The organism is Pseudomonas parafulva (genome assembly GCF_000800255.1).
Lineage (GTDB): Bacteria > Pseudomonadota > Gammaproteobacteria > Pseudomonadales > Pseudomonadaceae > Aquipseudomonas > Aquipseudomonas boreofloridensis.
Window position 1 is genome coordinate 3,939,612 of the sequence record NZ_CP009747.1, and the last position, 19,231, is coordinate 3,958,842.

The following is a 19,231-nucleotide window of genomic DNA, read 5'->3' on the forward strand; positions in this document are numbered from 1 at the left end:
GGTTGCCTCACGGCTCGAGGATCGACCCCAGCAGCGCGTCGCGCCACTCGGCGTCACTGGGCAGCGCCAGGAAGAAGGGATTGAGCAATGACTCGCGCGGCGGGTAGCGAAACGGCTGACCCGCCAGATCGATGACCTCGCCACCGGCCCCTTCGAGCACGCCCTGCGCCGCTGCCGTGTCCCATTGCGAGGTCGGCGCCAGGCGGGGGTAGAAGTCCGCCAGACCCTCGGCGAGCAAGCAAAACTTCAACGAGCTGCCGATGTTCGCCAACGCCAGCTCGCCGACCGACGCGCCCAGCGAGGCCAGCAGCGCCTCCTGTTCGGGGCTGCTGTGGCGACGGCTGGCGACCACGGTGAAACGCGCGTCGGCCGGTGCTGCGGTGCGCACCCGAATCGCCCGGGTCAGTCCGCCCGCCGTGAGATGCCAGGCGCCCAGGTCGCGCCCGCCGAAGTAGCAGCGGCCATTGGTCGGCGTCGCCACCACACCGAACACCACCTCGCCTTTGTCCACCAGGGCGATGTTGACGGTGAACTCCTCGCTGCCGGCGATGAATTCCTTGGTGCCATCCAGCGGATCGACCAGCCACCAGCGCGTCCAGCCTTCGCGCACGGCCAGGGCGATGTCGCAGTCTTCCTCGGACAGCACCGGGATGTGCGGCGCCAGCGCGTGCAGGCCATCGGCGATGATGCGGTGCGCGGCCAGGTCGGCGGCGGTGACCGGTGAATCGTCGGCCTTGTTGCTGACCGCGACCTCGGTGCGCCAGAACGGCAGGATCGCCTCGCCCGCGCGTTGGGCCAGGGCCACCGCTTCGTGCATCAGTTGCAGATCGTTCATGCGCTCAGCAGCCCCCGTTGGATCAGCAGGTCGCGGGTCAGGTACAGCGCCGCCAGGGCGCGCCCCTCGCTGAACTGCGGATGGGTGGCCAGGGCCGAGAGTTCGCGCAGGTTGACCTTGTCCACGCGCATTGGCTCGGGCTCGTCGCCCTCCAGACGTTCCTCGTACAGGTCGCTGGCCAGCACCACCTGGATTTTCTGACTCATGTAGCCAGGCGACAGCGACAGTTCGGTGAGGTGTTCCAACTGACGCGCACCGAAACCCGCTTCTTCCTTGAGCTCGCGGTTGGCGGCGGCCAGCACGTCCTCGCCCGGCTCGATCAGGCCCTTGGGCAAGGACAGCTCGTACTCGTCGGTGCCGCCGCAGTATTCCTCGATCAACAGCGCATGCTCGGCATCGATCAGCGCCACGATCATCACCGCACCATAGCCATTGCCACGACCGACCAGGCGCTCGTAGGTGCGCTCGTTGCCGTTGGAGAAACGCAACTGCACGGCTTCGACCCGGAACAGACGGCTGCTGGCGACGATCTCGCGACTGAGGACGGTGGGTTTCTGGCGCATGGGTGCGGCTCCTTGGCATGAACGGGTTACTATACCGTGGCTTGCCGACCTGACGAGAGTTTCCCATGCCTGTTCTGCCCTGGTCCGCCATCGACACCGTCCTGCTGGACATGGACGGCACCCTGCTCGATCTGCACTACGACAATCGCTTCTGGCTCGACCACCTGCCCCAGCGCTATGCCGAGTTGCACGGCGTGAGCCGGGCGATGGCCGAACTGGAACTGCGCCCGCTGTTCGAGCAGCATGCGGGCACGCTGAATTGGTATTGCCTGGATTTCTGGAGCCGCGAATTGCGCCTGCCGATCCGTGAGCTCAAGCGCGAAATCGCCGACCTGATCGCCCTGCGCCCGGACGCCGACACCTTCCTGGCCGCGCTGCGCCAGGCCGGCAAGCGCGTGGTGATGATCACCAATGCCCACCGCGACTCGCTGTCGCTCAAGCTCGAACGCATCGAGCTGGCGCCCTACTTCGAGCGGATGATCAGCTCCCACGACTACGGCTACCCGAAAGAGAGCCCGCAGTTCTGGGACGCCCTGCGCGCCGACATCGACTTCGAGCCAGCGCGCAGCCTGTTCATCGACGACACCTTGTCGATCCTGCGCAGCGCAGGCCGGTTCGGCGTCGGCCATCTGCTCGCCGTGCGCCAGCCCGACAGCCGCGCAGCAGAGCGCGATACGCAGGAATTCGCTGCAGTCGAGGATTATCGGGCGTTGTTGCAGGGCCTGTGACGGACGCTTCGCGGGCGACCCCGCGAAGACCACCGCGCGCGGCTCAGTCGGGAATGCGCAGCACCTGCCCTGGATAGATCTTGTTCGGGTCCGACAGCATCGGCTTGTTGGCCTCGAAGATCTTCTGGTACTTGTTGCCGTCGCCATACACCCGCTTGGAGATGGCACTGAGCGTATCGCCCTTCTCCACCGTGACGAACCGCGCCGCCTTGTCGGCCGCACCGCTGACGGTGATCTGGTCCTCCACCGAGGCCACACCTTCGATGTTGCCCGCGGCCAGGATGATCTTCTCCTTCTCTTCCTGGCTCGCCACTTCGCCCTTGAGAATGACTTTGTCGCCCTCGACCGAGGCCGTGATGTTCGGATTGCCCAGCCCCACGTTTTGCACGTGCTTCTTCAACTGTTCCTCGGCATTGGCATTGCCAGGGGTCAGCAGATCGATCAACTTCTCGCCGGCTTCCTTCACGAAACTGAACAGGCTCATGACGTGCTCCTTATGTAGATGAGTGCTCGGAACGGTTCAGTCTAGGCGAGGAATTCCCTGGGCGCCTGCTGCGACCAATCGACGCGGCCTATCACGGTATAGAACCTAACGATTAGACGCCGCACAGCCACTGGCACTAGGCTTGTATGCGTATACCAGCCGCCGGTGATCCGTCCCGATGAACAGCAAGCCTCCGGTCTGCGCGGCCTCAACACCCCTGTCCCTGCCCGCCGCCAGCAACACCTACGATTATGTCCAGTTGTCCGACCAGACGGGCGAGCGTACGCCGCTGGCCGAAGAAGTCGCCCTGGCCATCGTCTACAACGGCCTGAACCAGGCGGTGATGCTGGTCAGCCCGACCGACCTGGAAGACTTCGCCGTCGGCTTCAGCATCGGCAGCGGCATCGTCGCCAACCTGGAAGACATCTACGACGTCAAGCTGTCCGGTAGCGGCTCGGCGTTGTACGCCGATGTCGAAATCTCCAGCCGCGCGTTCTGGAACCTCAAGGACCAGCGCCGCCAGTTGGCCGGTACCAGCGGTTGCGGCCTGTGTGGCGTCGAAGCCCTGGAGCAGGCCTTGCCAGCGCTGCAACGCCTGCCCGGCGCGCCGCTGCCGCCGGTGCAGTGGCTGGACGATCTGCGCCGACGCATCGACGCCTTCCAGCCGCTCGGCCAGCACTGTGGCGCGGTGCATGCCGCGCTGTTCATGGACCGCAACGGTGAACTGCTGCTGGGCCGTGAAGACATCGGTCGACACAACGCCCTGGACAAGCTGATCGGCGCCCTGCTGCGCCAGCGCATCGACACCCAGGGCGGCCTGGCCATCGTCACCAGCCGCTGCAGCCTGGAATTGATCCAGAAAGTCCTGCGCGCCGGCATCCAGACCCTGGTCAGTCTTTCTGCGCCCACAGGCCTTGCCCTGCAGTGGGCGCGCCAGCACAACCTCAACCTCATCCATCTGCCCAAACACAGCGCACCGCGGGTGTTCAGCCCCGCGGCGGAGTCGTAAAGCCGTGACCTCCTACGAGAAAGTTCCAGACAACGCCCCTGCTTCCAGCCCTCGCTACAAGCCCTACCACGGCGCCGCCGGTGGTTGGGGCGCGTTGCGCAGCGTGGCCAAGGCCTGGGTCGGCAGCGACAACGCGCTGAAGAACATTCGCGCCCTGCTCAAGACCAACCAGCATGGCGGCTTCGACTGCCCCGGCTGCGCTTGGGGCGATTCGCCGGAAAGCGGCATGGTCAAGTTTTGCGAGAACGGCGCCAAGGCGGTCAACTGGGAAGCCACCAAGCGCCGCGTGGACGCCGCCTTCTTCGCCCGCTACAGCGTCAGCGCACTGCTCGAGCAGAGCGACTACTGGCTGGAGTACCAGGGCCGACTGACCGAGCCGATGGTCTACGAGCCGGCCAGCGACCGTTACCGGCCAATCGACTGGGACGCCGCCTTCGCGCTGATCGCCGAACACCTCAAGGCGCTGGAATCGCCGGATCAGGCCGAGTTCTACACCTCCGGGCGCGCCAGCAACGAGGCCGCCTACCTGTACCAATTGTTCGTGCGCGCCTACGGCACCAACAACTTCCCCGACTGCTCGAACATGTGCCATGAGGCCAGCGGCGTGGCCTTGGGCCAGAGCGTCGGCGTGGGCAAGGGCACCGTCACCTACGACGATTTCGAGCATGCCGACGCGATTTTCGTGCTCGGCCAGAACCCCGGCACCAACCACCCGCGCATGCTCGATCCGCTGCGTGATGCGGTCAAGCGCGGCGCCCAGGTGGTCTGCGTCAACCCGCTCAAGGAGCGTGGCCTGGAGCGCTTCCAGCACCCGCAGCACCCGCTGGAAATGCTGCTCAACAGCGACCGCCCGACCAACACCGCGTTCTTCCGCCCGGCCCTGGGTGGTGACATGGCGCTGCTGCGTGGCATGGCCAAGTTCCTCCTGCAATGGGAACGCGAGGCCCAGGCCAAGGGCGAGCCAGCGATCTTCGACCACGCCTTCATCGCCGAGCATGGCCAGGGCGTGGACGAGTACCTGGCCGTGGTCGAGGCCACGCCGTGGGCGCAGATCGTCGAGCAGTCGGGCCTGACGCTTGACGATATCGAGCTGTCAGCGCGTATGTACTGCAAGGGCAAGCGCGTGATCATGTGCTGGGCCATGGGTATCACCCAGCACCGCCACTCGGTGCCGACCATCCAGGAAATCGTCAACCTGATGCTGCTGCGCGGCAACATCGGCAAGCCTGGCGCTGGCCTGTGCCCGGTGCGTGGCCACAGCAACGTGCAGGGCGACCGCACCATGGGCATCAACGAGCGGCCACCGGTGGCCCTGCTCGATGCCATCGAGCGGCGCTTCAACTTCCCGGTCCCGCGCAGCAACGGCCACAACACGGTCGAGGCGATCCACGCCATGCTCGAAGGTCGGGCCAAGGTGTTCATCGGCCTGGGCGGCAACTTCGCCCAGGCGACGCCCGACACCGAGCGCACCGCCCAGGCGCTGCGCAACTGCGCACTGACCGTGCACATCAGCACCAAGCTCAACCGCAGCCACCTGATCCACGGCCAGCAGGCGCTGATCCTGCCATGCCTGGGGCGCACCGACATCGACATGCAAGGCGAAGGCCCACAAGCGGTGACGGTGGAAGACTCGTTCAGCATGGTTCACCCCTCCAACGGCCAGTTGCGCCCTCTGTCGCGGCAGATGCGTTCCGAGCCTGCGGTGATCGCCGGCATCGCCGCTGCCACGCTGGGCAGCTATCCGGTGGACTGGAACTGGATGGTGGCCGACTACGACCGCATCCGCGACCTGATCGCCGACACCATTCCCGGCTTCACCGATTTCAACCAGCGCCTGCACCAGCCGGGTGGTTTCTACCTGGGCAACAGCGCCGGCGAACGGCAGTGGAAGACCACCACCGGACGCGCCAACTTCAGGGCCAACCTGCTGCCGGACAGCCTGCTCGACGAGCGCGTACGCGCCAGCGGCCAACTGCCGGACCTGATCCTGCAATCGATGCGCTCGCACGATCAGTACAACACCACCATCTATGGCCTGGACGACCGTTATCGCGGCGTGCGCGGCCAGCGCGAGGTGCTGTTCGCCAACGAGGCCGACATCATCCGCCTGGGCTTCAAACCGGGGCAGAAGGTCGACATCGTGTCGCTGTGGGGCGATGAGCACGTGCGCCGTGTGCACGGTTTCACCCTGCTGGCCTTCGATATTCCGGCAGGCCAGGCGGCGGCTTACTACCCTGAGGTGAACCCGCTGGTGCCGCTGGAGAGCATCGGCGACGGCAGCCACACGCCGACGTCGAAGTTCATCGCCATCCGGCTGGAAGCCGCACGCGAAAACGGCCAGATCATTCGCGTGGCCTGACCTGCGCGCTATCGACTGCGGCCGCGCTGTCCTCATGGATCGCGCGGCCGCGTCGTTTCAGAAGCGATTCAGCCGATAGGCTGCCATTTCCGGGCCAGCGGCTTCATCGGCCAGACGGCCCACCCACTCGGCCGTCAGCGCGGCCTGGGTCAGGCCCAGGTGCTGGTGCCCGAAAGCCAGCAACACGCGGCCCGCGCATGCTCGGTCGATCACCGGCAGCGAATCGGGCAGCGAGGGCCGCATGCCCATCCACGGAGTCGCCCCTTCGGCAGACAACTCACGCTGGAACAGGCCTTGGCTCAACCGATGCAGTTGCCAGGCGCGCGGCAGGTTGGGCGGCGCCTGCAATCCGGCGAATTCCACCGTGCCCGCGAGCCGCAGCCCGCCCTCCATGGGCGTCATGATGAAGCGGCGCTCCCAGGACGTGACCGCCACGGGCAAGCGCTGCCGCTCGTTCGGCAACATCAGGTGATAACCGCGTTCGGTGTCCAACGGCACCCGCTGGCCGGTCAATGCCTGCGTCAGGTGGGCCGAATGGGCACCGCAGCAGATCAGTACCTGTCGGGCCGCAATCCTGCCGTGGTCGCCGCTCAACTGGACCTGCTCGGCGTGCACCTGTCCACCTTGGACCTCGGCCTGGACGAAGCGCACGCCGTGGGCCAGGGCCGCGTCGAACAGCGCACGGAGCAGCCGGTACGGATCGACGAAATGTCCGGTGTTCGGGAAGAACAAGCCACCGAGCAGCCTGTCGCTCAACTGCGGCGCCGTCTCGTGCAAGCGCTCGGCCGACCACAGGTCCACCGGCACGCCCTGCGCCTGCATGCGCGTGCGCAGGGCGACCAGGGGTTGCAGCGACTCGGGCCGCTCGTACACCAGCAACGAGCCATCGCCCTGGAACAGCTCGCCCTGCCCGATCGAGGCCAGCAATCGCTGCCACGCCGACAGACTGCCTTCGTTGAGCCGACGCAGGCCGGCCACCGTGCGCTGGTAGGGTGCCGGACGCAGGTTGAGCAACAGCCGGGCGAACCACGGCAGCGCCTTGGGCAGGTATTTCCAGTCCAGGCGCAGCGGGCCCATCGGGTCCAGCAGCATGCCCGGCAGGCGCTTGCAGATCGACCAGTCGGCGATGGGAAACACCTGCTCGCTGGCCAGGTGCCCGGCGTTGCCATACGAGGCCCCCATGCCCGGTGGCTGACGGTCGATCAACATCACCCGGCGACCCTGGCGGGCCAGTTGCAGGGCGCAGGCGACCCCGACGATGCCTGCCCCCACCACCGCGATATCGGTATCCAGCGGCTGATCCATGCTCACGCTTCCCGTCTGCCGTCGAGCAAGCGCCTCAGCCTCAGTGGATTGCCCTGCTGCAACGCCTGGGGGAGCAAGGCATCGGGCACATCCTGATAGCACACCGGCCGCAGGAAGCGCAGGATCGCGGCGCTGCCCACCGAGCTGGTGCGGGCATCGGAGGTGGCCGGGAACGGCCCGCCATGGACCATGGCATCGCAGACTTCCACGCCGGTCGGCCAGCCGTTGACCAGAATCCGCCCGGCCTTGCGCTCCAGCACCGGCAACAGGAGGCGGGCGCTGTCGATATCGGCCGCGTCCAGATGCAGCGTGGCGGTCAACTGCCCTTCCAGCCGCTCGGCCACTTGATGCACTTGCCGATCGTCACGGCACACCACCAGCAACGACGCCGCGCCGAATACCTCGTGCGCGAGCCCAGGGTCGGCCAGAAACGCGTCGGCCTGGGTGACGTACAGCTGGGCCTGGCCCTGATTCGGCCCTTGCCCGGCCAGCCCACTGGCGACGGCCTGCACCTGGGGATGGGCGCGCAACCGGCCGACGCCGGTCTCATAGGCCTGATGGATAGCCGGGGTCAGCATGGTCTGCGCTGCGACTTGACGCAATTGCGCACTGGCCGCGTCGATGAAGCGCTGCACGTCGGGGCCTTGGCGGGCGATGACCAGGCCGGGGTTGGTGCAAAACTGTCCGGCGCCTTGGGTCACGGAGGCGACGAAACCCTGTGCCAGCGCGTCGGTCCGTGCGCCTAATGCCGCTTCGAACAGGAACACCGGATTGATCGAACTCATCTCGGCGTACACCGGGATAGGCTCCGAACGCGCCTGGGCCGCCCGGCACAGGGCGATGCCCGCGGTGCGCGAGCCGGTGAAACCGACCGCCTTGATGCGCGGGTCGCTGACCAGCGCGATGCCCACCTCATGCCCCGCGCCATAGAGCAGCGAAAAGGTGCCCTCCGGCAGCCCGCAATCGCTCACCGCCTGCGCCAGCGCACGGCCCACCAGCTCGCTGGTACCTGGATGGGCGCCGTGGGCCTTGACCACCACCGGGCACCCGGCAGCCAAGGCCGAGGCGGTGTCGCCACCGGCGACCGAGAAGGCCAGGGGGAAGTTGCTGGCGCCGAACACTGCCACCGGACCGAGTGCCACCTGGCGCTGGCGCAGGTCCGGACGCGGCAATGGTTGGCGCTCGGGCAGCGCCGGATCGATCCGCACGTCCAGCCATTCGCCGGCGCGTACCACGCGGGCGAACAGGCGCAGTTGCTGGCAGGTGCGCCCGCGCTCGCCCTGGATGCGCGCCTTGGGCAGGCCGGTTTCGGCGACGGCGCGTTCGACCAGCGCATCGCCCAGCGCTTCGAGGCCATTGGCGATGGCGTCGAGAAACAGCGCCCGTTGCTCGAGCGTGGTTGCCCGATAGGTGTCGAACGCAGCCTCGGCCAGCGCGCAGGCCTGGGCCACCTGCTCGCGGCTGGCGCCGGGATAGGCCGGCTCCAGAGGCTGGGCCGTGGCTGGGTTGATGGCGTGAACGGCAGCGCCGACGCCGGGTGTCGAGGTCTGGCCGAGCAGCAGGTTACCGGTGAGCCTCATGGCGTCTCCTGGGCATTCGATGAAGGGGAAAACGGGCTGCGAGGCAGCCCAGGGCGGGCTCAGGCGAGGTTCTGCTCGGCCGACCAGTTGGCGTACCAGGTGCGGAACAGCGCGTACTGCTGTTCGGCGTAGTGACGCTGGGCGACGCTCAGTTCATCGCTTTCGTTGAAGTGCAGGCTGTACTCGCGGTCGCCGTTGAGCACCATCAGGTGCTTGTAATACAGCACCAGGTCGCAGCCTTCGTCGAACGACGAGAGCACGGCCAACGCCGACTCCAGCTCACGGGCCTGGCGACGGGCACGGGCGTCGCCCTTGGCGGCTGCACGGCTGAGACTGACCAACTGCAGCACCTCGCGTGGCAAGGCATTGCCGATACCGGTGATGGCACCCGTGGCGTTGCAGTTGACGAAGCCATGCACCACCTGGGTGTCGACACCGACCATCAGCGTCACCTGGTCATCCTGGGACGTGATGTGTTCGGCGGCATAACGCAGGTCGGCACCGCCGCCGAACTCCTTGAAGCCGATCAGGTTGGGGAACGCGCGGCGCAGGTCGAAGAACAGCTCGGCGCGGGTGGCGAAGCCGTAGTAAGGACTGTTGTAGATCACCGCCGGCAGCGCCGGTGCGGCCGCCAGAATGGCCGAGAAGTGATGTTTCTGGGCGGTCGGCGAGGCGCCGCGGCTCAGCACCCGGGGAATGACCATCAGGCCAGCGGCGCCGACCTTCGCCGCGTGGGCAGCATGGGAAACCGCCTCGCGGGTGTTCACCGCGCCGGTGCCGACGATGGTGGGAATACCCGCGGCCACCAGACGCGCCACCCCTTCCTGGCGTTCGGCTTCGGTCAGCAGCGGCCAGTCGCCCATGGAGCCGCAGTAGACCACGGCGCTCATGCCCGCCTCGATCAGCGCCTGGCCCTTGCGCACCAGGGCGTCGAAGTCGGGAGTACGGTCGGCAGTGCAGGGGGTCATCAGCGCGGGCATGGTGCCGCTGAAAATGTTGTCGGTCATTGTGATTGCTCCTGAGGCTGTTCAGTGGAAGAAGGAACCGGGGTCAGATGCCCCAGGCGAACGGTTCGTGCTCGTCGATCAGCAGGGTGCTGTCGGCGGTGAGGTAGGCGCGGCCGGTGATGAACGGGCGAATACCCTCGCCATGCGGCTCGTAGCGGCCGTGGAACTGGCTGCCGGTGATGCTGGCCTGGGTCCAGACCTGGCCGGGCTGCAGCTTGCCGTCCGCCGCCAGGCAGGCCAGCTTGGCGCTGGTGCCGGTGCCGCAGGGCGAGCGGTCGTAGGCCTTGCCGGGGCACATCACGAAGTTGCGGCTGTCGGCATGGGGGTCGTCGGCGAACAGCTCGACATGGTCGATGGGCGCGCCCTGCTCGCCGGTGATGCCCTGCGCCTGCAGCGCTTCGAGCATCGTCCAGGTGTAGGCGGTCAACGCCTCGCGGTTGTCCAGTTCCAGACGCTGACCATGCTCGGAAACCAGGAAGAACCAGTTGCCGCCCCAGGCGACGTCGCCGTGCACCACGCCATGCCCCGGCACCGTCACCGCCACCTGGCGGCGATAACGGTAGGACGGCACGTTGCCGACGGTGATGGCACCGTCCTCGTGCAAGGTGGCGCTGACCTGGCCGACCGGCGTGTCGATCCTGTGCAGACCTGTGCCAATCAGGCCCAGGTACTGCAACGAGGCGATCAGGCCGATGGTGCCGTGGCCGCACATGTTCAGGTAGCCGGTGTTGTTGAAGAAGATCACCCCGCAGGTGGCGTCAGGCGATACCGGCGGGCAGTACAGCGCGCCGACCAGCACGTCGTTGCCGCGCGGTTCGAGCAGGCAGGCGCGGCGCCAGTGATCGTGCCGTTCGCGCAACTCGTCGCGCTGCTCGGCCAGGCTGCGCCCGTGCAAGGCGGGAAAGCCTTGCATGACCAGGCGGGTCGGTTCGCCGCCGGTGTGGGAATCGATGACGTGGAGTCGTTTCATGGGCAAGGTCCGTGGCGAAGGTCAGGAGAACGCAGCGGTGGCCGGCGGGCCGGTGACGGTGTCGGCAGCGCTTTCGCTTTCGTCATCGCCCTCCAGGCGCACCAGGGCGGCCGGCACGCCGGTGGCGGCGCCCCAGTAGTAGATTCCCAGCGCACAGATAGCGACGACGACGGTGTCCAGCGGGTGGCCGAGCACCCCCAGGCCGCCGAAGCTGCCCAGCCACGACAGCAGCAAGGTGATCGCGTAGAAGCCAATCAGCCAGGCCGAGGCGCGCACCTGCTGAGCCAGCGACAGGTGCTCGGTGGGGACGAAACGGCGGCACAGCAGGTACAGCACGAACATCGCGATCTGCAGCGTCAGCAGCCAGGACACCGTGCTCCAGCCGGACCAGTAGACGATCAGCGCCGCGATGATGAATGACAGCGGGCCGAGCACCGCCATGCCCTTGACCCGGAACGGGCGTGGCATCTGCGGGGCGCTGCGACGCAGCGCGGCCACGCTCACCGGTGCCACGGCATAGCTGAGCACCAGCGCCGCCGAGACCACGTTGATCAGCGCTTCCCACGACGGGAAAGGCAGGGTCCAGAACACCGACAGCGCGAAGGTCAGCCACAGGGCCGGACGCGGGATGCCGGACTGTGCGTCGATGCGGGTGAAGTAGCGGAAGAAGGTGCCGGTCTGCGCCCAGCCGTAGATCACCCGGGGCGTGGCGTTCATGTAGATGTTGCCGCAGCCGCTGGGCGAGATCACTGCGTCGGCCACCACCAGGTAGGCCAGCCAACCTACGCCCAGGGCCAGGGCGATGTCGCGGTACGGCAGCGCCAGTTCGCGGGTTATCCCGGCCCAGCCGTTGGCCAGCATCTCGGTCGGTACGCTGCCCAGAAAGGCCAATTGCAGCAGGGCGTAGATGGCCGTGGACAGCAGCACCGACAGAATCAGCGCGATGGGGATGGTGCGCTGGGGATTCTTCACTTCGCTGGCCACCGAGATGATCGGGGTCAGGCCCAGGTAGGCGAAGATGATGCCGCCGGCCGACACCGCCATTTCCACACCGGAGAGGCCGAACGGCGCGAATCCCTGGACCTGGAAGTTGGCGGGCTTGAAGAAGGTGAACAGCACGCCGATGACCAGCAGCGGCACGATGAACTTGAACACGCTGATCAGGTTGTTGGCTTTGGCGAAGGTTTTCACGCTGCGGTAATTGAGCCAGAAGAACAGCGCGAGCAAGGCGAACTGCACCAGCCAGCCCAGCACGGTGGGATCGCTGGAAGCGGTCTTGGTCAATCCCGGGAACCAGGCAGCGGCGTACTGGCGTGAGGCGACCACTTCGATGGCGATCAAGCTGGAGAAGGCGATCAGGGTGATGAAGCCCATCAGGTAACCCAGCAGCGGCCCATGGGAGTACACCGGATAACGCACCACGCCGCCCGCCCGTGGCAGGGCGGCGCCCAGCTCGCAATAGACGATGCCCAACAGCAGCACGGCGAAACCACCCAGCAGCCAGGAGAAAATTCCGGCTGGGCCGGCGATGGCCGAGACATGGCTGGCAGCGAACAGCCAGCCGGAGCCGAAAATCGCGCCGAGGCCGATGAACGTGAGGTCCAGCAGGGATAACTGTTTCTTGAATTTGCCTGACATGGTTGCGCCTTGTTGTTGGTTATTGGATAGGCAGGTCTGATGTCACCCGAGGCGGCTAGGCGCCGCGATCGTGCTGAACGCAGGGCGGCGTTGCGCAGTAACAGAGTGAACCGAGCGCGGGCTGGCTTCTTGATGGTTTTCGGCAGATGCGATGACGATATCGGCACAGTCGGCAGAAACGCTGGCGTGCCAGGGCGGGCCGCAGCTAGGCTGTCGATCGCACCTCGACAGGTCTGCGTGCTTCAGGCGAATGCCCGAGCAGGCCGGGTGCGGCCCTTTTCTTCAACCAAGAATCGACCGATGAACGATCTGCCACTGGCCACCCTGTACCAGTCTCTCGAGCAGTCCCGCCCGGCCACCTTGGAGGCCTTGCTGGCGGGCGTGTCGCTGCTGCTGCCGATCCTCGACGCCATCCCCAACGCGGCGATCTTCATCAAGGATCCGGCAGCACGTTATGTGCTGGCCAACAGCACCTTGGTGCAGCGTTGCGGCTTGAGGCGCCTGCAGCCACTGCTGGGCAAGACCAGCGCCGAGGTGTTCCCGGCGCAGTTGGGACCGGGCTATACCGAGCAGGACCGGCGGGTGTTGCAGGAGGGTCGGGTGCTGGAGGACCAGTTGGAGCTGCACCTGTACGGCAGCCGCGAGCCGGGCTGGTGCCTGACCCACAAGCGCCCGCTCTACAATCATCTGGACGAGATCATCGGCCTGGTGGGTATTTCGGTCGACCTGCAGGCCGCTGCCGACCGCCACCCCGCCTACCGACGCCTGGCGGCGGTGGACGAGCATATCCGCAGGCACTTCCATCAGCCGATCAGCCTGCGCGAGCTGACCCGCATCGCTGGGATCTCCGTGGCCCAACTGGAGCGCTACTGCAAACGGGTGTTCCACCTGACGCCGCGGCAGATGATCCACAAGGCGCGATTGGAGCAGGCGCATCGGCTGTTGCTGAGCGACAGGCCGATCACCGAGGTGGCGATGGCCTGCGGCTACACCGATCACAGCGCCTTCAGTCGTCAGTTCAAGCAACTGACCGGCTTCACCCCGCGCCAGTATCGTCAGGCCACCTCGCGCAGCGCAGACGACGCAGTGCCGAATCGGTGCTGAACGAGGCACGCGAAGTAATCTAGGACTGCCGAAAAAGCACAAAGTTTCATACGCAAATCAACAACTTAGAAGATTGTGTACAACTCGTGCCAATCGTCGGATTTTCGTTGCCAGCCCCTCCTTCGAGCGGCAAATTCCGCCTCGTCATCCCTATGAGGCTCTGTTGATGAAGAAGTACTCCTCGATTCTGTTGTTGTCTCTCGGCCTGCTCAGCGGCGCTGCCATGGCCGGCGGTACCACCGAAGCCGGCGTTGGCGGCGCATTGGGCGGGGTACTCGGCTCGGTGGTCGGCCAGTCCATCGGCGGCAACACCGGCTCGGCCATTGGTGCGGGCTTGGGTGGTGCAGCGGGCAGCGCCGTCGGCGCCGACAAACGCCAGCGCGGTGAAGCGGCCATTGGCGGCGCACTGGGCGCAGCGGGCGGTAACGTGGTGGGTCGCCAGTTGGGCGGCAGCACAGGCAGCCTGGTGGGCGCAGCGGCCGGCGGCGGCGCCGGTGGCGCGTTGGGCAACTATATGGGCAATCGCGCCGACCAGGACGATCGCCGCTACCGCCGCGACGACCGTCGTCACTGGGACCACGGCCCTCGTGATCGCCACTACGGCCACCGCAAGCACGGGCGCCACGGTCGGCACTGATACACGCCACGCCCTACGCCTGACACCTAAGGCCTCGCCCTCACCCGGCGAGGTCTTTGCGTTTGGGCAAATGACAGGGCTTAGGGGCCTCCCCGATATGGAGGCCGAGAGTCACTGGATATGATTTCCCATCCGCCATCAGAACACGGGACGCAGGGAATGCGCACGAGCATCGTCGATCCAACATGCCAGCCCGGCCCCGGGAGGCCTTAGGATGACGGACGCCACCTGCACTCCAACGCTGGACCAGGCCTGCTTCGAGCGTATCCGTCAGCGGGTCTGCCAGGCCACGGGCTATCGCCTGGCCGACGAGCGCCGCGCGGTGGTCGCCAGTCGCCTGCAATCGCGCCTGCAACACCACGGCCTGACCAGCTTCGACGCCTATCTCGAGCGCGTCGACGAACAGCCCGCCGAACAGGCGTTGCTGTTGAGCCTGCTGATCGCCCGCGACACCTATTTTTTCCGCGAACACCGCCACTTCGAGCATCTGTTTCGCTGGCTGCAGAGCCTGGATCATCCACCGCGTCTGTGGAGCGCCGCCTGCGCCAGTGGCGAGGAAGCCTGGAGCCTGGCCATGGTGGCCGACCAGAGCGTACCGACCGGCTGGGAAGTCCTGGCCAGCGACTACGACAGTGGCTTGCTGCAACAGGCGGCCCGTGGCCGCTACGACTTGTCCCAGGCACGCTATTTCCCCCCCGGCTGGATGAGCCGCTACTGCCTGTGTGGTGCCGAGCCACCTGCCAGTCGTCTACAGATCGCCTCCGGTCTGCGGGAGCGGGTACGCTTCGAGCACATCAATCTGATCCAGCCATTGCCGGATGGTCTGGGTGAGTTCGACGCGATCCTGCTGCGCAATTTGCTCGCGGGTTTCGACCAGCGATGCAAGGCCGATGTGCTGCTGCGCCTGATGCCCCACCTGCGCCCCGGCGGGCTGCTGATGATCGGTCACAGCGAAAGCATCCACGGCCTGGACCTGCCACTGCGGCCGATACTGCCGTCAGTGTTCGAACGCTTATGATGAACAGCACTGCCGCATCGAACGGCAGACAAGGACTGGTCGCGCTCCCGCGCGGCAGTGCGCTTGTGGATCGAGCAGGCCTGCCGCCCCCCTTCCCTTGCGAAACAGGCCTTGACCCATGCCTTGCCGAATCCTGCTTGCCGACGACTCGCCCCTTTTCCGCGCCGGCCTGCGCGCCCTGCTCGAACAGAAGAAGGAATACGCCGTCGTAGCCGACACCAGCGATGCCATGAGCGCCGTGGCCCTGGCGGAAAAGCTGCGGCCGGAAATCGTCGTGCTGGACATGAACAGCGACACCCTGAACCGCCAGCAAGTGCTGCAAGAGCTGTTCATCCGCGTACCGGGCAGCCGCGTGCTGATGCTGTCGGCGCGCTCGGAGCTGGAGCATGTGATGAACTGCCTGCAGCTCGGCGCACAGGGTTTCCTGCTCAAAAGCGCCACGGTCTGCGAATTCGAACAGGCCTTGCAGACCTTGCGCAGTGGCGGTCAGTACTTGTCATCGACGGTGCTGCCGATGGTCATCGGCCAGGCCCTCAAGCACAACCGCAAGCGCCCGGCCAGCCCCGCACAGGCTCCGCTGACCCCACGCCAACTGGAGATCCTGCGCCTGATCGCGCGGGGCGAAAGCACCCGTTCGATCGCCGACGGCCTGGGCCTGAGCGTCAAGACCGTCGAAGCCCATCGCTCGCAGATCATGCACCGCCTGCAGATCCACGATGTCCCCGGACTGGTGCTGTTCGCCGTCCGCGAGGGCATCATCTGCCTCAACGATTGAGCGACAACCCGGCCAGGATCAATTGCAGGGTTTCGGGCAGCGTTGCAGCACGGCCCGTGGCGCGCTCGACGAACACTTGCACCACTCGGCCCATCGCGCAGGCTTCTGACTCACCCGGACGATACAGTGCCAGACGGAACTCGACGGTGCTGCCACCCAGGCGCGAGACACCCAGCGCCACTTCGAGCACATCGGGGAAGCCTGGCAAGGCGAAGAAATCGGCCGCCGAACTGACCACCAACGCCGCCAGCTCGCCTTCACGCAGGTCGAGTTCGGCCTGCTCGACCAGAAAAGCCTGGATGGCGGTTTCGAACAGGGCATGCACGGTGGAGCCGGCCATGTGGCCGTTGTGATCGTTGTCCTGCGGGCGGGTGAGGATGGGGTGGAAATGCGAGAAGGCACTGCGCTGGATGGACTCGGTCATGGGGTATCCAAAGCGGGTGGCGGGAAAACAAGCTTCCCACATTTGCCCGAAGACACTCCAGAGGCACGCGCAGCGCCCTCGCCAGTCACAAAAAAGCCGCCCCGAGGGGCGGCTCTTCGTCGCGTGGAACGCGCTTACAGCTGCGGACCGGCCGCCTTGATGGCTTCAGAGACGTCGAACTTCTTGAAGTTCTCGGTGAACAGCTTGGCCAGGCCTTTGGCGGCCTCGTCGTAGGCGGCCGGGTCAGCCCAGGTGTTGCGTGGGTTGAGCAGTTCGGTGTCGACGCCCGGGACGGCCTTCGGCACGTCCAGGTTGATGATGTCCAGGTGCTCGGTTTCGGCACCGATCAGCGCGCCGCTCTGGATCGCAGCGATCACGGCACGGGTAGTCGGGATGCTGAAGCGCTTGCCAACGCCATAGCCACCGCCAGTCCAACCGGTGTTGACCAGGTAGACCTTGGAGCCGAAGCCTTTGATACGCTTGATCAGCAGCTCGGCGTACTCACCCGCCGGACGCGGGAAGAACGGCGCGCCGAAGCAGGTGGAGAAGGTCGACTTGATGCCGCTGCCCGAGCCCATTTCGGTGGAACCGACCAGGGCGGTGTAGCCGGACAGGAAGTGATAGGCCGCCTGCTCGTTGTTCAGGATCGACACAGGCGGCAGCACGCCGGTCAGGTCGCAGGTCAGGAAGATGACGGCATTCGGCTCGCCGCCCAGGTTCTTTTCGGAACGCTTGGCGACGTGCTCCAGTGGGTAGGCGGCGCGGCTGTTCTGGGTCAGGCTGACGTTGGCGTAGTCGGCATGGCCGGCTTCGTCGATGACCACGTTTTCCAGCACTGCGCCATGCTTGATGGCTTTCCAGATGACCGGCTCGTTCTTCTCGGACAAGTCGATGCACTTGGCGTAGCAGCCGCCTTCGATATTGAAAACGACGCCCTCGCCCCAGCCGTGCTCGTCGTCACCGATCAGGTAACGGCTTTCGTCGGCCGACAGGGTGGTCTTGCCGGTGCCGGACAGGCCGAAGAACAGGGTCACGTCGCCTGCCTCGCCAATGTTGGCGGCGCAGTGCATAGGCAGTACGTCAGCAGCCGGCAGCAGGAAGTTCTGCACCGAGAACATGGCCTTCTTCATTTCGCCGGCGTAGCGCATGCCGGCGATCAGCACCTTCTTCTGGGCGAAGTTGAGGATGACGCAGCCATCGGAGTTGGTGCCGTCACGCTCGGGCACGCACTCGAAATTGGCGACGTTCAGCACCTGCCACTGGTCGCGACCGGCCGGGTTGAACTGGCCGTCTTCCGGGCTGATGAACAGGCAGCGGCCGAACAGGTTCTGCCAGGCGGTCTGGGTGGTCATCTTGACCGGCAGGTAGTGCTCTTGGGCAGCACCGACGTGCACGTAGGAAACGAAGTGTTCCTGAGCGTTGTTGAACGCCTCGACGCGGTCCCACAGGGCATCGAACTTGTCGGCCGGGAACTTGCGGTTGATAGGGCCCCAGGCAATGGCGGCAGAGGTGCTCGGCTCATCGACGATGAAGCGGTCAGCGGGCGAACGACCGGTGCGGTGACCGGTTTCCACGACCAGTGCGCCAGTATCGGCCAGCACGCCTTCCTTGCGAGACAGCGCTTGTTTCACCAGCTCGTCGACGCTCAGGTCGGTGTACACGGTGTTGTTGGCTTGCGTCATGAGATACCCCATCCGGCCCGAGGCCGAGTGCTCCAAACGTTTTGTAGTGGTCTGTTTCAAACTACTACAGCGAAAAAAGTGGCCGGATTATGCCAGAAACGCCCAAAAAAAGTAGGCCCCTCCTGTCGTATCTGCGCTTTTGCGCAGTTAGACAGGAGAATCTCCTGTGATGAAGCGTTTCAGTGGAGAGTTTCTGATGCCCCGTCCGTGCCACCGCCAGCGAACAATTGCGCTACATCGGTTGCATCGAAGAGATAGCGCTCGTTGCAGAACTGGCAATCGATTTCCACCGTGCCGCCACATTCCTCGACCAGCGCCTTGGCATCGGCCTCGCCGAGGCTGACCAAGGCATTGCCGGAGCGCTCTCGGGAGCAACTGCAACTGAAGCGCAGTGGCTCGACATCGAACAGGCGCACAGCGTCCTCGTGATAGAGGCGATGCAGCAAGGTTTCGTTGTCCAGCGCCCACTCCTGGGCCTTGAGGGTACTGGCCAGGGCCACTACATGCTGCCAGCTCTCGTCACGCGCTTCGTCATCGGGCTGGCGATCGCGCGGCAACTGCTGCAACAACAGGCCACGGGCCTTGCCGGCGGAGGCATCGAGCCAGAAGCGGGTGTTCAACTGCTGGGACTGCACGAAGTAGTTGGTGAAGCACTCGGACAGGTTCGCGCCATCCAGGTCGACGGTGCCCTGGTAGCGCTGGCCTTTGATCGGGTCGATGGTCAGCGTGAGGTGACCGTCGGGCATCAGCTCGGCGAGGCCGGCCTCGTCGGCGATCTGGTCGGCCTCGTAGCGGGCCATGCCGCGGATGTCGCGCTCGCCCGAGCACTCGACCATGAGCAGCGGGATGGGCCCTTGCGAGCGCGCCTGGAGAATCAGCAAGCCGTCGAACTTGAGTGCACCGACCAGGAGCGAGGTGGCGGCCATCAGTTCACCCAGCAGCGTGGCGACCGGCTGCGGATAGGGATGGCGCGCCAGCACTTCGCCGTAGCTGTGGTCGAGGGAGACCCATTCGCCACGTACGTCGCGGTCTTCGAAAAGGAAGCGTTGGGTGAAATCGGTGTCAGGTAAATCGCTCATGGTTTCCCGGCTATCTGAATATTCTGAAAAGGAT

18 protein-coding genes are annotated in these 19,231 nt (G+C 65.8%); 7 read left to right on the top strand and 11 right to left on the bottom strand.

Annotated features, from left to right (window positions below):
* Positions 1-7 precede the first annotated feature (7 nt).
* On the bottom strand, positions 8-835 hold the full coding sequence (cysQ, locus tag NJ69_RS17220) for a 3'(2'),5'-bisphosphate nucleotidase CysQ (protein ID WP_039581374.1): 828 nt from the start codon (positions 833-835) through the stop codon (positions 8-10).
* Positions 832-1,398 (bottom strand): ADP compounds hydrolase NudE, encoded by a 567-nt coding sequence (gene nudE / locus NJ69_RS17225; protein WP_029612833.1) that lies wholly within the window; start codon positions 1,396-1,398, stop codon positions 832-834. Before nudE ends, cysQ begins: the two co-directional genes overlap by 4 nt.
* A gap of 65 nt (positions 1,399-1,463) precedes the next feature.
* Here nudE and yrfG point away from each other — a divergent pair, with 65 nt between their 5' ends.
* A complete protein-coding gene (gene yrfG, locus NJ69_RS17230; RefSeq protein WP_039581377.1) occupies positions 1,464-2,126 on the top strand; it encodes a GMP/IMP nucleotidase in 663 nt (220 codons plus the stop codon).
* Between the two features lie 43 nt (positions 2,127-2,169).
* Here yrfG and lysM read toward each other — a convergent pair whose 3' ends face one another.
* Positions 2,170-2,610, bottom strand: coding sequence for a peptidoglycan-binding protein LysM (lysM, locus tag NJ69_RS17235; protein ID WP_029612834.1), 441 nt, complete (start codon positions 2,608-2,610; stop codon positions 2,170-2,172).
* Positions 2,611-2,788: 178 nt separating this feature from the next.
* Here lysM and fdhD point away from each other — a divergent pair, with 178 nt between their 5' ends.
* Positions 2,789-3,619 carry a formate dehydrogenase accessory sulfurtransferase FdhD gene (gene fdhD, locus NJ69_RS17240; RefSeq protein ID WP_039581379.1) on the top strand — a complete coding sequence of 277 codons (831 nt, stop codon included), beginning with the start codon at positions 2,789-2,791 and terminating at the stop codon, positions 3,617-3,619.
* A 4-nt stretch (positions 3,620-3,623) separates the two neighbouring features.
* Positions 3,624-5,978, top strand: a complete 2,355-nt coding sequence (locus tag NJ69_RS17245; RefSeq protein WP_039581382.1) for an FdhF/YdeP family oxidoreductase — start codon at positions 3,624-3,626, stop codon at positions 5,976-5,978.
* A gap of 57 nt (positions 5,979-6,035) precedes the next feature.
* Here NJ69_RS17245 and NJ69_RS17250 read toward each other — a convergent pair whose 3' ends face one another.
* The 5 genes from NJ69_RS17250 to NJ69_RS17270 are packed head-to-tail and all read right to left on the bottom strand — an operon-like array spanning position 6,036 to position 12,478.
* Positions 6,036-7,283, bottom strand: coding sequence for an NAD(P)/FAD-dependent oxidoreductase (locus tag NJ69_RS17250; RefSeq protein WP_039581384.1), 1,248 nt, complete (start codon positions 7,281-7,283; stop codon positions 6,036-6,038).
* A 2-nt stretch (positions 7,284-7,285) separates the two neighbouring features.
* Positions 7,286-8,863 carry an aldehyde dehydrogenase (NADP(+)) gene (locus NJ69_RS17255; protein ID WP_039581387.1) on the bottom strand — a complete coding sequence of 526 codons (1,578 nt, stop codon included), beginning with the start codon at positions 8,861-8,863 and terminating at the stop codon, positions 7,286-7,288.
* A gap of 59 nt (positions 8,864-8,922) precedes the next feature.
* Positions 8,923-9,870: a dihydrodipicolinate synthase family protein gene (locus NJ69_RS17260; RefSeq protein WP_039581388.1), complete on the bottom strand. Its 948-nt coding sequence runs from the start codon at positions 9,868-9,870 to the stop codon at positions 8,923-8,925.
* 43 nt (positions 9,871-9,913) lie between these two features.
* Positions 9,914-10,840, bottom strand: a complete 927-nt coding sequence (locus tag NJ69_RS17265) for a 4-hydroxyproline epimerase (RefSeq protein ID WP_039581391.1) — start codon at positions 10,838-10,840, stop codon at positions 9,914-9,916.
* 21 nt (positions 10,841-10,861) lie between these two features.
* Positions 10,862-12,478, bottom strand: coding sequence for an APC family permease (locus NJ69_RS17270; RefSeq protein WP_039581393.1), 1,617 nt, complete (start codon positions 12,476-12,478; stop codon positions 10,862-10,864).
* Between the two features lie 300 nt (positions 12,479-12,778).
* Here NJ69_RS17270 and NJ69_RS17275 point away from each other — a divergent pair, with 300 nt between their 5' ends.
* The 4 genes from NJ69_RS17275 to NJ69_RS17290 all read left to right on the top strand — a co-directional run bounded on the left by NJ69_RS17275 (position 12,779) and on the right by NJ69_RS17290 (position 16,012).
* Positions 12,779-13,582 (top strand): AraC family transcriptional regulator, encoded by an 804-nt coding sequence (locus tag NJ69_RS17275; protein ID WP_039581394.1) that lies wholly within the window; start codon positions 12,779-12,781, stop codon positions 13,580-13,582.
* A gap of 166 nt (positions 13,583-13,748) precedes the next feature.
* The gene (locus NJ69_RS17280; protein WP_039581397.1) at positions 13,749-14,219 is read left to right on the top strand and encodes a YMGG-like glycine zipper-containing protein; all 471 of its coding nucleotides are present in this window, start codon (positions 13,749-13,751) and stop codon (positions 14,217-14,219) included.
* A gap of 214 nt (positions 14,220-14,433) precedes the next feature.
* Entirely contained in the window at positions 14,434-15,237 is an 804-nt protein-coding gene (locus NJ69_RS17285; protein WP_039581399.1) for a CheR family methyltransferase, read from the top strand.
* A gap of 118 nt (positions 15,238-15,355) precedes the next feature.
* Positions 15,356-16,012 (top strand): response regulator, encoded by a 657-nt coding sequence (locus NJ69_RS17290; RefSeq protein ID WP_029612855.1) that lies wholly within the window; start codon positions 15,356-15,358, stop codon positions 16,010-16,012.
* Here NJ69_RS17290 and NJ69_RS17295 read toward each other — a convergent pair.
* From NJ69_RS17295 to hslO, 3 genes are all read right to left on the bottom strand, one after another.
* Positions 16,002-16,436: an acyl-CoA thioesterase gene (locus NJ69_RS17295; protein WP_039581401.1), complete on the bottom strand. Its 435-nt coding sequence runs from the start codon at positions 16,434-16,436 to the stop codon at positions 16,002-16,004. The two genes, NJ69_RS17290 and NJ69_RS17295, sit on opposite strands and share 11 nt — an antisense overlap.
* A 134-nt stretch (positions 16,437-16,570) precedes the next feature.
* Positions 16,571-18,118, bottom strand: coding sequence for a phosphoenolpyruvate carboxykinase (locus tag NJ69_RS17300; protein WP_039581404.1), 1,548 nt, complete (start codon positions 18,116-18,118; stop codon positions 16,571-16,573).
* Between the two features lie 179 nt (positions 18,119-18,297).
* Complete coding sequence (gene hslO, locus NJ69_RS17305; protein ID WP_039581405.1) at positions 18,298-19,197, bottom strand: Hsp33 family molecular chaperone HslO; 900 nt, start codon at positions 19,195-19,197, stop codon at positions 18,298-18,300.
* Positions 19,198-19,231: the final 34 nt, after the last annotated feature.

What these genes read in the sequence shown, in the direction of transcription:
- cysQ (WP_039581374.1), bottom strand. Translation starts at nt 835, where the DNA reads ATGAACGATCTGCAACTGATGCACGAAGCGGTGGCCCTGGCCCAACGC.
- nudE (WP_029612833.1), bottom strand. Translation starts at nt 1,398, where the DNA reads ATGCGCCAGAAACCCACCGTCCTCAGTCGCGAGATCGTCGCCAGCAGC.
- yrfG (WP_039581377.1), top strand. Translation starts at nt 1,464, where the DNA reads ATGCCTGTTCTGCCCTGGTCCGCCATCGACACCGTCCTGCTGGACATG.
- lysM (WP_029612834.1), bottom strand. Translation starts at nt 2,610, where the DNA reads ATGAGCCTGTTCAGTTTCGTGAAGGAAGCCGGCGAGAAGTTGATCGAT.
- fdhD (WP_039581379.1), top strand. Translation starts at nt 2,789, where the DNA reads ATGAACAGCAAGCCTCCGGTCTGCGCGGCCTCAACACCCCTGTCCCTG.
- NJ69_RS17250 (WP_039581384.1), bottom strand. Translation starts at nt 7,283, where the DNA reads ATGGATCAGCCGCTGGATACCGATATCGCGGTGGTGGGGGCAGGCATC.
- NJ69_RS17255 (WP_039581387.1), bottom strand. Translation starts at nt 8,863, where the DNA reads ATGAGGCTCACCGGTAACCTGCTGCTCGGCCAGACCTCGACACCCGGC.
- NJ69_RS17260 (WP_039581388.1), bottom strand. Translation starts at nt 9,870, where the DNA reads ATGACCGACAACATTTTCAGCGGCACCATGCCCGCGCTGATGACCCCC.
- NJ69_RS17265 (WP_039581391.1), bottom strand. Translation starts at nt 10,840, where the DNA reads ATGAAACGACTCCACGTCATCGATTCCCACACCGGCGGCGAACCGACC.
- NJ69_RS17270 (WP_039581393.1), bottom strand. Translation starts at nt 12,478, where the DNA reads ATGTCAGGCAAATTCAAGAAACAGTTATCCCTGCTGGACCTCACGTTC.
- NJ69_RS17275 (WP_039581394.1), top strand. Translation starts at nt 12,779, where the DNA reads ATGAACGATCTGCCACTGGCCACCCTGTACCAGTCTCTCGAGCAGTCC.
- NJ69_RS17280 (WP_039581397.1), top strand. Translation starts at nt 13,749, where the DNA reads ATGAAGAAGTACTCCTCGATTCTGTTGTTGTCTCTCGGCCTGCTCAGC.
- NJ69_RS17285 (WP_039581399.1), top strand. Translation starts at nt 14,434, where the DNA reads ATGACGGACGCCACCTGCACTCCAACGCTGGACCAGGCCTGCTTCGAG.
- NJ69_RS17290 (WP_029612855.1), top strand. Translation starts at nt 15,356, where the DNA reads ATGCCTTGCCGAATCCTGCTTGCCGACGACTCGCCCCTTTTCCGCGCC.
- NJ69_RS17295 (WP_039581401.1), bottom strand. Translation starts at nt 16,436, where the DNA reads ATGACCGAGTCCATCCAGCGCAGTGCCTTCTCGCATTTCCACCCCATC.
- NJ69_RS17300 (WP_039581404.1), bottom strand. Translation starts at nt 18,118, where the DNA reads ATGACGCAAGCCAACAACACCGTGTACACCGACCTGAGCGTCGACGAG.
- hslO (WP_039581405.1), bottom strand. Translation starts at nt 19,197, where the DNA reads ATGAGCGATTTACCTGACACCGATTTCACCCAACGCTTCCTTTTCGAA.